Source organism: Dolichospermum sp. FACHB-1091, assembly GCF_014697585.1.
In the GTDB taxonomy this organism is placed as follows: Bacteria; Cyanobacteriota; Cyanobacteriia; order Cyanobacteriales; family Nostocaceae; genus Dolichospermum.
In genome coordinates, this window is the sequence record NZ_JACJSB010000039.1 from 1 (window position 1) to 13,110 (window position 13,110).

Here is a 13,110-nt window from a genome sequence, read left to right on the forward strand (position 1 = left end):
TTCAAAGTATTATTTTTTCTCGGTTCAGTTGCCTTGAGTTGTTTCTCTCTCAGCCACTTATCCAATATATCAATGCTGCCGGTTGTTGTCAAGGGTTTTGAAAAACTTTTTTTGGCGGGGGTGATTTATTGGGGTGATGAAGCTTGAAAGGCTTGAAGAGATAGGATTTTCCCTATCTATAGTTTATTTGGATTAGTCGAGTTTTTGGCGATAAGGCTGTATTTTTTCGGTGATGCGGGTTGAATCATGTCTAAGAGTTTTGATTATCAAGACTATGTTCACTGCTGTTGCTTGCAGGGCTGTCGTAATAGTGCAGTGTCAGTTGTATGAGGAAGGGATTTCCTGGTTTCTGCTGGGCATAATCGGAAGGCTGCGTGGGTGATGTTTCCAGATTACTGAAACTCAAGATTAACTGATTTTCGCTCATGGAGACGACAACCGGAGGAAGGGGAATAGCGGTTGGCTCTTGGGATTGGAGGCTGAAAGGCAATTTTGATACTATATTAATTAGGTCTAAGGGGAAAAAGGAGTCTAGTGGGGGAAACAGAGATGGCATTTTCAAGCCCGGTTGTGTGGGTGTTGTTGGCTCTGGAGGATTGGTGCTATTTGCAGATGTGCTTGTAATGATTTGGAGGATTTGGCTTTCTGTTAGGTTATAGTTAGCACTGAGCATGAGAGCAACGACACCAGTAATGTGAGGGGCTGCCATGGAGGTGCCATTGTAAGTGGCATATTGATTATTGGGTATTGTGGAATAAACATCAACTCCTGGGGCGGTAACATAGGTGATTTCCTGAGAACCAGAACGGTTGGAAAAGTCGGCAAGGTTATTATTTTTATCTACCGCACCTACGGCAATTCCTGAATTATAGGCGTAGCGGGCGGGATAGGATGGCAGTGAGTCACTATTATTACCGGCAGCCATGACAACAATTACGTTTTTGCTGCTGGCATATTCTATGGCTGATTTGAGGGTATCGTTGGAGGAATTACCTCCTAGACTGAGATTAATGACATTTGCGCCATTATCAACTGCGTAATAAATGCCTTTGGCGATATTTGTGTAAGAACCTGAGCCGTTGGCATCTAGGACTTTGACTGGCATAATTTTGGAGTTGTAGGCAATGCCAGTGACACCAATACCGTTATTTTCCGCGGCTATGGTTCCTGAAACATGGGTTCCATGTCCATTATTGTCTAAAACATTCTTGTTGTTATCTACAAAATTCCAACCATGAACATCGTCAATATAGCCATTACCATCATCATCTATGTCGTTACCAGCTAGTTCTTTGGTATTACTCCAAATATTATTTTTTAGGTCTTGATGGTTGTAGTCTACGCCTGTATCTAGTACGGCAACAATAGTTCCTTGTCCTGTATATCCATTATTCCAGGCTGTGGGAGCTTTGATCAGATTCGCTCCCCAATTATTATCACCCAAGTTAGGAGCATCCGCATAGGGACTAACACCTGCGGCTTTACTTACTGCTAATCCGGCATTTACTAAACCATAACCATTATTTGAGTTATAACTGCTATTATTGGCTATAGAGGTGTTTCTTTCTGGCTGATATTGGGTAGAAGAACTATAACTACCCCAACTCGTAATATTATCGGTGGGGTTTTGAAAGGTATTAGTTAGCAAAGTAGCTGTATATTTGATTTCTTGTTGAGATAGAGAGTTGTGAGGAATGTCAACTGACATAAGTATTTAAGCCCCAATAATAGCAATATTTTCCCTGACAAAGTAATTTGGTCAAAATCCGCAAATACAAAAATTGAAAATTATCAGTTATTCCCCTTTGTTAATTACTAATATGATTTGGAAATACAAAAAGATGTTTTAATTACGAATTAGATAATATTTAATGAGCAATATTAACAATAAAAGCTATGATTTGATGACATTGAAATATAAAAGCTATGATTTTATATTTCTAACAGAGAGATTCTGTAGGAGGATTTAGGACTAAGAACCCCTTAATACCAAATTAAGATAGAACCCACATTCCGCACCCTGAACTGTCACAGATCAAAAAAGCATAGCTAGTAGTACATAATAACTAACGATAAATTAAAGAGAAATAAGCTTAATAAGAATATGTATCATTAAAAGGAGGGTGGTGTGAGAAAGTAAAGTTTCCTAAGGAGGCCGAAAGAAAGAGAAAATTCAATATGATTAAACCCACATTCTGCACCCCCCAGTGTCACAATCGGTAATTTGGATTTTTGAGGACTTTTAAGGATAATTTTCATACAAAATAATCTAAAGTTTAGGTAGCGATAGCGAAGCGCTGCTGCAAGCAGTTCGCCAATCTCAAATCCCCAAATGACCATTTTTTGTTGTGTGAGAGTTTAGGGTGCGGAAGGTGGGTTTTAATCTTCCTTTTGACATGGGAGAATAAAGCCAAGTTTTATGATCTGGTATTTCATCTATCCAAACAGCTAAAAAAATCTGTCCTGAAGCATTTTGACAACTAAATAAACAGGGAAAATCATAATATTCATAGATTTCAATAATTTCTAGGTTTACTAAAGGTGGGTATTGTGGTAGTAATTTAGTAGATAGTCGCTTAATAAAACAATATATTATCAAAAGGATATTGATTTTTCCAGCGATAAATAGAAAAGTCTCGTTGATCAACAGTTAAAATACGACCATGACCTAAATGTTCTGACAAAATAATTAAAGAAGCATCTGCTAAATCCATTGGTAAATCAGCATATTTTTCCATTAATTCCTTCAGTCTATGCGCGTGTGTTTTTTTTAACTCAAAAACTTCAAATGCGCTCACATCCCATAATTTCATAAAGTTACATTGAGCATCATTACCTAGTCTATTTAACAATAAATAACAGGTTTCTGTGATTACAGGATGCGTTGTGATTAAAGGTTCTTTGATCTCATTGAGTTTGTTGGTTGCTAATTGATGATATTTATCTTTACGATTTGCTAATGCTAACCAAAATCCTGTATCTGCTATAATCATAAAGATTCTTCTAAGATGGTTTTTAATTGAGTTTTGTAAGTGCTAGACAAATCAGGATCACCTTCTCCACACGCAATAAAGTCACTTTGTTTAAGTAAAGCGAGAGGATCATTTTCTGGCTGTTTAATTTTTTGATAATAAAGATCAATTGCGGTTTGAATAATTTGTTTGATATCTTGGTTGGTTTGTTGTTGAATGATATTAATCTTATCAAGAATGATTTGATCTAAAGATGTATCAATGTTCATAATTTCTTCTTAGAAATAGCTACAATAATTATAACACTAATTTAGTTGACTGGATTTGAAAAGCAAAAAATAAATTTCTTGGCTAATAGCAAAATTAAGCTAAAGCTGAATGAAGATTGATCATTCATTATTTAGTCTGTTTTAACAGACTTTCACTATGAGACTAAGAATAAATTATCAGGCGGTTTTGTAGGATAATGTAAGATGTATATTAACAGCAAAAAACCCTCGATAAATTAACCGAAGGCTTATTAATTTTATGTTTACAAGTCTTCTATGAAATAATCAGATGACTTAAAAAATTGGTGATTTCCAATATTGTCAAATACAGCAAATCAGAAACTACTAATTTACATTTTGACTGTGGCTATCGCTTAAATTGCTTACTACCTGAGATGCAACGTATCCACCTACTGCTCCTACTGCTAGTGTTGCTGCTACAGGAATTATAACTGGTGCTGATACAAAACTACCCGCAACAGCAGTCAATGGAGCGATGACTGCTACAGATGTTTCTACCATAGCTGTTGCTGTAGATATGAGAGATAAAATATTTGCTACAACTACACTACTAGCTATAGTTTCAGCTTGTCCAGTAGCAATAACCGTTACTGCACTACCAGCAATTGCTCCTGCTACAAATTCCTCTTGTTCAATCTCTATTTTCAACTTCATATCCCCTCACGGTAAGGTAATAAAAGCGATATTCCAACAAAACAAACAACCTCACAAATTATGCAAAAATGGTTATCAATTATCGGTATCGGTGAAGATGGTTTAGCAGGGTTAAGTCCCCTAGCTGTTTCTTGCTTAGACAAAGCTAAAATTATCTTTGGAGGGGAACGTCATCTTTCCATGTTACCCCCTGACGACGACCGGGAAAAAATTCCCTGGAAATCACCTTTTCAAACTTCCATAACAGAAATTATTAGTCGTCGTGGCCAAGCAGTTTGTATTTTAGCTAGTGGCGACCCTCTATGTTATGGTGTGGGTACAACTATTCTTAAAGATATTAATATTTCGGAAGTTACAATTATTCCTGCACCATCGGCTTTTAGTCTAGCTTGTTCTCGACTAGGATGGTCTTTAACGGAAGTGGAAACTTTAAGTTTATGTGGTCGTCCAGTTTCTCTAGTCCAATCTTACATTTATCCCGGTGCAAAATTATTAATTTTGAGTGAGGGAAAACATACTCCCGCTAATGTGGCTGAAATTTTGACAAGTCGCGGTTATGGTAATAGTCAAATTACTGTTTTAGAAAAAATGGGTAATATTAATGAGAATATTATAACAGATATCGCTACTAATTGGCAAGAAAAAAATATCGCTGCTTTAAATACTATTGCGGTGGAATGTATTGCTGATAAGGGAATAGTTGGTTTATCGAGATTTCCCGGTTTACCTGATAGTGCTTTTCATCATGATGGACAATTGACAAAAAGGGAAGTCCGGGCGGTGACTTTATCGAGTTTAGCACCTAACCCTGGGGAATTGCTCTGGGATGTGGGGGCTGGTTGTGGTTCTATTTCTATAGAGTGGATACGAAGTGATAGAAGATGTCGAGCGATCGCTATTGAACAAAATTCCTCTAGAATAAATTATATTGCTGATAATGCCGCTGCTTTAGGAACACCGAATTTACAAATTATTGCGGGTAAAAGTATAGAGATTATCCCCAATTTACCCGCACCAAATGCGATTTTTATTGGTGGTGGTGTGACAGAACCAGAAATACTAGAAACCTGTTGGAATGCTTTACTTTCCGGGGGGAGAATGGTCGTTAATGTTGTGACATTGGAGGGTGAACTGATTTTATATCAATGGTATGAAAAAGTGGGAGGAAATTTTAGCCGGATTGCGATTCAACGCGGTGAACCTATCGGGTCAAGATTTTTGGGTTGGAAAGCAATGTCTCCTGTGACTCAGTGGGTGGGAATAAAAAATTGAAGAGGGTTAGGTTTTTTCTGTTTATTTGTCTCATGAAATACTTTTAAAACATCCTCTTATTCGGTTATTTTAAATTTTGAATCTTCAATTAAAGATCCAAAATTTAAAATTCAGTCCGGGTCAATTCTTCTTGAAATTGGTTGGGTGCTGCTTTACCTGAATTTGGTATTAATTCATAAGCACGGATTCATATTCAATCCTTCTAGCCAATTGTGCCATTTCAAGTTCGAGATTATGCAAAGAATTTAACATCAAATCATCCCGGTTTTGCCAAATTGCAAATATTTTCTCCCTACCATCATTTAAAGTTTTTAAATCAATTTGATAACTGGTATTTACTTGTTGTAACTTCAACCCTAATAAACCCAAAAGTCGGTTTAATATCTTAATTCCTGAAACAGCTTCTTTACCCCTGACTAGATCAATACCTAAAGCCCGTTTAATGTGTTTACTACTTTGCATAGCCACATTTTTCAACCACATCAAATCAGGATCATTTTCATTAAATACGCGCTGTAATTCCAGAAATTGTAGCATTCCTAAAGCCCGCATAGCTTCCACCTTGAGTGTATAAGTTTTTAAATCTGGGAGAAAAACTTTACCTTCACCCCAAAATAATTGTTGATTCCATTCTTGCTGATCTTTAACATGAAAATATTCACTTTCATGAGTGAGATAATAATGAATTAACAATTGTCCATAATATCCTTTTTCGTCCTGTAATTTAAGTTGGGGAGTAACGACAATTCCATACCTTTGTTTGAGGATATATTTATTAAGTTGATAACGTTCTTCATGACTTAAAGAATGTTTGGTTAATAGCTGTTCATATTCCAGATAACCAATATCCTTAGCAGTAGCGACAGAATTTGCGTTTGCTAGTTGATTTTGCTGTTTAATGTCTTTGATTTTGGCTTTAATTTCCTTAGATTTTTGACGACTTTGCGCCCAATCTTTTTGAACTTTAACAATTTCTAAAATTAAGCGTTTGCGGTTTTCTAAATCACTAGGTTCAGTGGCGAAAAATGCCAAACGTAAATCACGCAGAATGTTATTTTGTACTTCATTACTTCGCATTTGAATTTGATGTCCATCAGTTATCAATCCCTCTTGCATTGATTGACGATAAAGGCGAATAGAAGCGTTAACTCTTGCGGATAATTTCGCCCAAGTACGTAAATGAATCGGATCATAAACTAAAGGTAAATCCACATCTATTTTATGTAATGGACTTAATAAAGCTAGATTTTCCTTTTGATTTTCTTGATACCAATGAGAGAGTAAACGGTAATTTGTACTCCCACTTCCAATTAAGCCAATACCCCGTTTAGCACACCAAACAATGCGGGGAACATCATCCCTGACTCTTGCTAAAGCTTGACGGGCTTCTGAGTCAGGAATCACCCCTTGAAAAATGCCATAAACTCGGTCAAAATGTTGAACATCAATACTAATTCCTGTTCCCAAACTAGGTGTAACAAAAACAGTATTATAATCGCTAATTTTCTGATTAATAGCCGCTATAAAATCAACGGCTGCGTGACCGGGTGTATTAGTGGTATGACTGCTAATTACTAAGGTTTCGGGAAATTCTTTTTTGAGTTTTTGCAACCGTTCTCTTAAGTAATGCTCAATAGTTTCACAACTGTAACGACCAGAACGACTATCGGTGGTTACATAGCATTTACGTCCAGCAATTAGATCTAATTCTAATTGATGAATTAGAGGTGTGGGATTAGGTGAATCATAAAAAGTTGTATCCCAACCTTGTTCCGGTTTCCATTCATTGACAACTAGCCAAGGAGTTAATTTAATTCCTGCTAAAGTCTGTAAATACTCTAAAGATACATCCGATAAATCGGCATCCTGGGCAATTATTAAACCTCCAGTTGTGATCACTGTAGAAATTAATTGTTGGAAAACGCGGAGAATTTTCACTCGTTTTTGTTTACAGGTATCACTGTTGAGCAAATGCCATAATGATTGTTCAACTTCATCTAAAATTAATATTGCTCCTTGCCAATGTTCGGGTTTTAATCTCCAAATTGAATCTATACACAATCCTAAAGATGGTGTAATTGCTAAGGGATAAGTAACGGGTAATTCATCAGCTTCTATACTCCATTTTTCATGTTCAATTCCCCATTTAATGCCGATTTTATCACATAAAAACCGGCCTAAAATGATTCTATGGGTAATTAATAAAACTGGTTGATTGCGGCTTTTTGCTTGTTGAACAATCCCTTGTAATGCTGTGGTTTTACCTGTACCTTTGGCCGATTTTACTCCCACTAAGCCAGATGTGGGAAAGGCAATTTTTTCCAAATAGGGGCAGTTAACAGTAATTGCAGCAGGAATTGTTAACTCTGTGTGCGGTTTGGTTTGGGCAATGTAAATATCTAAATCTACACTTTGACGATAAATTTTATCAAATGCTATTGCTCCTTTGGCAATGATAAATTCATCAACTCCTTTTTCTTTTCCTGGAAGTTCTACAATTTTAACATGACAATTTTGTTGTTGTAATAAACAACCTAGTTGGGAAATGGCATTATTGACGGCGGCAATTTTTTTCTGTTGAGTTTCAAAATCAAAACAAATATGAAACTGGCGTTTTGTGTTTGTAAATGCTGCTAAATCAGGTATTAATTGCCGACTGGTAACTTTGCCAAATTCATCTTTAATAACTCTATAACCGCTATTAATACCAGGAATAGCAATAGCAACATATCCTTGGGTTAATAGTGCTGCGGCTTTTTTCGCACCTTCACAAATGATAATGGATATCTTATTTTTAATTACCCATTCCCAAAAACCTTCGGCTTCACCGTCATCATTAATGGTGATTTTTTCCGGTATTTCTAAGTTGTAAAGTTGTCCAACTTGTTGCCAAATTTCTAAAGATATGCGTAAACAAAATATGCGTGTGGGTGTGCTGGGAGGGTGTTCATATTTGATTGATTTACCTTTCTGATTTTGTCGCGGTTGGTTGGGTTTAAAACATCCCCATTCCATTTTATGCCAATTGTTGAGGGGATCTAGTCCAGAACACCACCAACCACCTTCGGTTATATGGGTATAACGCTGTAACCATGCACTTTTAATCATCCCTGTGTTGGTGCGGGGGAGTTTGTCAGAAATCAGCAGGTATTCATAAGCATTTTTGCTTTGAAGCGATTTAAAGTTTAAACGTGCTAAGTCTAAATTTATACCACTGCTCTTGACTAATTCTTCAAGGTGTTGTGGATGTAAAGAATGCAGATGCATAAGCTGAAGCAGCTAAGGAATATAAGGAAATTAAAACCTTAACACGGCTGGGCTAATTTTTCATAAAATAAATTTGCAAGTTTAAGTGTTATTTTTTTATCCTTGTTTATATAAATACTTCTGTAAATATATCAAGGTATGGTTATGGCTGTGAAACTGTAAAAATAATAAGTTTGTATTATGATTATATATACATATAATTTTTGTTTACAGTCCTTACTTAGGACTTACCCATTGACAGGAACGAACAAATAGGGGCATAGGTTTCAGAAGGCCATTTTTTTGGTACTAAAACCACTACAATGACTGTTGATGCTAGATAATGGGGAAGCCTTGACATTTAACCAACCTAGCCCAGAACCAAAGAACTAAAAATTATGCGAACTCACTATTGCGGCGAACTCCGAAAAGAACATATTGGTGAAACTGTTACCTTTTACGGATGGGTAGACCGTCGCCGCGATCACGGTGGTGTGATATTCTTAGATTTGCGCGATCGCTCTGGTATTGTCCAAATCGTCAGCGATCCTCAGCGCACCCCATACTCCTATGAACAGGCCAATGCACTCAGAAATGAATATGTTGTAGCCATCACCGGTAGAGTTACCCAACGTCCCCCAGAATCCCTAAATCCCAGGCTTCCGACTGGCGAAGTCGAAATCTATGCTGATAAAATAGAACTACTCAACGCCGTCCGCAAACAGTTACCTTTCCAAGTTTCCACCGCAGACACAGAAACAGTTCGGGAAGATTTACGATTAAAATATCGTTATTTGGACTTACGACGGCAACGTATGGCGCAAAATATGCAATTGCGTCATCAAGTCATTAAAGCCATGCGGCGCTACCTCGAAGACCTAGAAGGTTTTATCGAAATCGAAACCCCAATTCTCACCCGTTCCACCCCCGAAGGTGCGCGAGATTATATTCTTCCCAGTCGCGTCAATGAAGGTGAATGGTTTGCTTTACCGCAATCTCCCCAACTCTTCAAACAATTATTGATGGTATCGGGAATGGATAGATACTATCAAATTGCGCGATGTTTTCGAGATGAAGATCTACGGGCTGATAGACAACCAGAATTTACCCAATTAGACATGGAAATGAGTTTCATGTCTGAAGATGAAATTATTGAACTTAATGAAAAGTTAGTTTGTCATATTTTCAAAACTGTAAAAGGAATTGATTTACCTCGTCCTTTTCCTCGTCTTCCTTACGCGGAAGCTATGAACCGTTACGGAAGTGATAAACCAGATACCCGCTACGGTTTAGAATTAGTTGATGTTTCTGACGTTTTAAAAGATTCCGGTTTCAAAGTTTTTCGAGAAGCCATTTCTAACGGTGGTATCGTTAAAATACTCCCCATTCCTAATGGTAACGATGCAATTTCTAATGTTCGCATTAAACCAGGTGGTGATATTTTCCGAGAAGCCGCAGAAGCTGGAGCGAAAGGATTAGCTTATATTCGCGTCCGAGAAAATGGTGAAATTGATACTATTGGCGCAATTAAAGATAATTTAACACCGGAACAAAAGCAGGAAATCTTAACAAGAACAGGTGCAAAAGCTGGACATTTGTTATTATTTGCGGCGGCTGATACAACCACTGTTAATAAAACTTTAGACAGAATTCGTCAATTTGTGGCCAGGGAATTTAAGTTAATTGCAAAAGACAAAATTAACTTCCTCTGGGTGACAGAATTTCCCATGTTTGAATGGAATGCAGATGAAAAACGTTTAGAAGCATTACACCACCCATTTACAGCCCCTCATCCTGAGGATATCAGTGATTTAAAAACCGCCCGCGCTCAAGCTTATGATTTAGTTTTAAATGGGTTTGAAGTTGGTGGGGGAAGTTTGCGAATTTATCAGCGAGAAGTTCAAGAACAGGTGTTTTCAGCTATTGGTTTATCAACAGAAGAAGCACAAAGTAAATTTGGCTTTTTATTAGAAGCTTTTGAATATGGAACTCCTCCCCATGGTGGTATTGCTTACGGTGTAGATCGTTTGGTAATGTTGTTAGCAGGAGAAGAATCAATTCGTGATGTGATTGCTTTTCCTAAGACTCAACAAGCGCGTTGTTTATTAACAGATGCTCCTGGAAATGTAGACGCAAAACAATTGAAAGAGTTGCACGTTGCTTCGACTTTTAAACCCAAGGTTTAAGGTTTGATTATTCCCTCTGCTTTTTTGCAGGGGGTTTAATTTTGGAAAGAAAGTTTCGCGCAAAGGTACAAAGGAGCAAAGACGCAAAGGAAGAAGTTAGAAAGTTACATTTATTAATTTTGGGTAAGAGTTCCTACTAAAATTTGCATTAGTATTTCTAAATCGGTAGGAACTCGATATAACATTAAGTCCTGAGTTATTAGAGGACGATGTGATTTAGTGATAGAGTTATCAATTTTTTTATCTTTTATATTATTATATAATATACAGTGAATTTCATCTAAATAAGGTAAAGTTTTAGCGAGCAAGATACCCGCACCACAAGATTTTTATTATTCATATTTATACCTCATAATATCGGAAACTGCTGTATGATTTATTATCATATCTATTTGATGCGGTGATGTAAAAATATTGCCGAAAAAAACAAGAATATGGTATAAAAGTTAATATCTTGATTTTTTGATTGGTGAAAAATGACTATTCCTGACTTTCAAGCTATTATGCTTCCTTTATTGCAATATGCAAGTGATAGTAAAGAACATTCTTTAAGAGACGCTATTACATATTTAGCTGATGTTTTTAATTTACAGCAAATTGTCATCAAACCCGGAACAAGAACCCCACCCCCAACCCCCTCCAATATCAAAAGTTTATCCTTTTCTTCCCCCCGCTGCGGGGGGATTGAGGGGGGTGCGAGGAGGGGACTAAGATGTACCTTATATGATTGTAAATCGCTGTAAGTGATGACGAAAGAAAGGAATTATTATCTAGTGGACAACAAGCGGTTTTTGATAATAGAGTATTACCTATCTTCCTTCTTCCTTCGTGATCTTCGTTTCTTTGTGGTTCATTTAACCTATATTTTTCTGGTAGAAAAACTATGAAATACAGGCGAAAAAATAAAAAGGCTTGGAGGGTAAACCAAGCCCAACTTCACTCAGGGTAAAATATATCATCCATCCTATAGATTATTCATATATTAATAATCCTTCCCAAGAGAGAAATTTCAAAAATATTCCGACAAACCTTCCTGACTCTCTGCGTCTCTGGGTGAGAAAAAATACACCCTTATTCAGCAACATTTAGCAGATATTTCTGACACAATTGGCGAAAGTCTTCGCCCCGCATTTCAAAGTTAGGATATTGGTCAAAACTAGCGCAAGCTGGAGATAGTAATACTACTGAAGCTTGATGTTTTTTCGCTAGTTCCCCAGATAAAGATACGGCGTTTTCCATAGTTTCGACTATGTGATAATTACTATATCCCACCTCTTGCAGACGTTTAGAAAATGCTGGTGCTGCATTCCCAATAAGTAAGACTGCGGCGGCTTTGGCTTGAATTTGTCCTAACCAGGCGGTATCATTTCCCGCTTTGGCTTCCCCACCGGCGATTAAAATGGCGGGAGTTTGCACAGATGCTAAACCGACTTCGGCCGCGTCATAATTAGTGGCTTTACTATCGTTAATAAAATCAATGCCTTGCCAATTGCAGATATGTTCTAAACGATGGGGAACACCAGGAAATTCACGGACAGCCTGGGAAATTGCGGTAATATCTATACCTGCTAATCTAGCAGCGGCGACGGACATGAGCAGATTTTGCTGGTTATGTTCTCCTACCATTCGCAATGCAGATATCTCTATAATGGCTTGGGGTGTAGCCGTGATTTTTTCCATTACCCAGCCATTTTCTACATAAAAGCCTTTTTCACCTATTAGGAATTTTTCGCCTTTAACGCTTGTCCAATAAGCATTTGGCCAATGATTTAATCCTAATTTGCTCAAATAAACATCATCACCATTAAATATTTGAATTTGGGAATTGTGCAATAATTTGGCTTTAATATTATAGTAATTTTCTAATGTTTTGTGCCGGGCTAAATGATCTGGTGTGAAAGTTGTCCAAATGCCAATGCGAGGTGCTAAAGTTACAGAAGATTCGATTTGATAACTGCTAATTTCGCCAATTATCCAATCAGGGCGATTTTGGATTTTAGATTTTGGACTTCGACTTCGCTCAGTCAAACTATTTTGGATTGCCACTTCACAAGCAGCATAACCAATATTACCACAGGCTGGAGCGTTTAATCCTGCTGTTTGGAAAATAGCCGCAGTTAAAGCGGTGGTGGTGGTTTTACCATTTGTACCGGTGATTCCTACCCAGGGGATATCTTGTAAATGTCGCCAAGCTAGTTCCATTTCGCCAATAGTTTCTATGCCCAATTCTCGCGCTTTGGCTAAAATAGGAATATCCCAAGGAACTCCGGGACTGACAATTATTAACTTGGATATATCAGAATTGGTAAATTCTGGCGTGTTTCCTAGTTTGACGGTAATGTGTTCGCTGGCGAGTTGTTGTTGTTGTTCGAGGAGGGTTGGGGAGGTGCTACTATCGCAAAGTTCTACCTCCCAGCCTTCCTGTTTCAACAATCTTGCCGCAGCAACACCGGATTTTCCGAATCCAATAATTAACGCTTCTGGCATTGA

General features: G+C 37.4%; 11 protein-coding genes. 3 read left to right on the forward strand and 8 right to left on the reverse strand.

What is annotated here, in order from left to right:
- Window positions 1-250 precede the first annotated feature (250 nt).
- The 5 genes from H6G25_RS18960 to H6G25_RS18975 form a co-directional block, all read right to left on the reverse strand.
- On the reverse strand, window positions 251-1,708 hold the full coding sequence (locus H6G25_RS18960) for a S8 family peptidase (RefSeq protein ID WP_190393836.1): 1,458 nt from the start codon (window positions 1,706-1,708) through the stop codon (window positions 251-253).
- A 612-nt stretch (window positions 1,709-2,320) separates the two neighbouring features.
- Window positions 2,321-2,647: a DUF6575 domain-containing protein gene (locus H6G25_RS21660; protein WP_347239222.1), complete on the reverse strand. Its 327-nt coding sequence runs from the start codon at window positions 2,645-2,647 to the stop codon at window positions 2,321-2,323.
- Window positions 2,577-2,993 (reverse strand): PIN domain-containing protein, encoded by a 417-nt coding sequence (locus H6G25_RS18965; protein ID WP_190393837.1) that lies wholly within the window; start codon window positions 2,991-2,993, stop codon window positions 2,577-2,579. The genes H6G25_RS21660 and H6G25_RS18965 overlap by 71 nt, the downstream gene beginning before the upstream one ends.
- Entirely contained in the window at window positions 2,990-3,241 is a 252-nt protein-coding gene (locus tag H6G25_RS18970) for a CopG family transcriptional regulator (protein WP_190393838.1), read from the reverse strand. The genes H6G25_RS18965 and H6G25_RS18970 overlap by 4 nt, the downstream gene beginning before the upstream one ends.
- A gap of 345 nt (window positions 3,242-3,586) precedes the next feature.
- Window positions 3,587-3,916, reverse strand: a complete 330-nt coding sequence (locus H6G25_RS18975) for a hypothetical protein (protein WP_190393839.1) — start codon at window positions 3,914-3,916, stop codon at window positions 3,587-3,589.
- A gap of 60 nt (window positions 3,917-3,976) precedes the next feature.
- Between H6G25_RS18975 and cbiE the strand changes: the two genes are divergently transcribed.
- Window positions 3,977-5,188 (forward strand): precorrin-6y C5,15-methyltransferase (decarboxylating) subunit CbiE, encoded by a 1,212-nt coding sequence (gene cbiE / locus H6G25_RS18980; protein ID WP_190393840.1) that lies wholly within the window; start codon window positions 3,977-3,979, stop codon window positions 5,186-5,188.
- A gap of 168 nt (window positions 5,189-5,356) precedes the next feature.
- On the opposite strand, the gene H6G25_RS18985 is transcribed toward cbiE, so the two are convergent.
- Window positions 5,357-8,455, reverse strand: coding sequence for a plasmid replication protein, CyRepA1 family (locus H6G25_RS18985; protein WP_190393841.1), 3,099 nt, complete (start codon window positions 8,453-8,455; stop codon window positions 5,357-5,359).
- Between the two features lie 377 nt (window positions 8,456-8,832).
- Between H6G25_RS18985 and aspS the strand changes: the two genes are divergently transcribed.
- Window positions 8,833-10,620 carry an aspartate--tRNA ligase gene (aspS, locus tag H6G25_RS18990; RefSeq protein ID WP_190393842.1) on the forward strand — a complete coding sequence of 596 codons (1,788 nt, stop codon included), beginning with the start codon at window positions 8,833-8,835 and terminating at the stop codon, window positions 10,618-10,620.
- Window positions 10,621-10,733: 113 nt separating this feature from the next.
- On the opposite strand, the gene H6G25_RS18995 is transcribed toward aspS, so the two are convergent.
- A complete protein-coding gene (locus H6G25_RS18995; protein ID WP_190393855.1) occupies window positions 10,734-10,928 on the reverse strand; it encodes a hypothetical protein in 195 nt (64 codons plus the stop codon).
- A gap of 168 nt (window positions 10,929-11,096) precedes the next feature.
- Here H6G25_RS18995 and H6G25_RS19000 point away from each other — a divergent pair, with 168 nt between their 5' ends.
- Window positions 11,097-11,363: a hypothetical protein gene (locus H6G25_RS19000; protein ID WP_190393843.1), complete on the forward strand. Its 267-nt coding sequence runs from the start codon at window positions 11,097-11,099 to the stop codon at window positions 11,361-11,363.
- Window positions 11,364-11,691: 328 nt separating this feature from the next.
- On the opposite strand, the gene murD is transcribed toward H6G25_RS19000, so the two are convergent.
- Window positions 11,692-13,107 (reverse strand): UDP-N-acetylmuramoyl-L-alanine--D-glutamate ligase, encoded by a 1,416-nt coding sequence (gene murD / locus H6G25_RS19005; RefSeq protein ID WP_190393844.1) that lies wholly within the window; start codon window positions 13,105-13,107, stop codon window positions 11,692-11,694.
- Window positions 13,108-13,110: the final 3 nt, after the last annotated feature.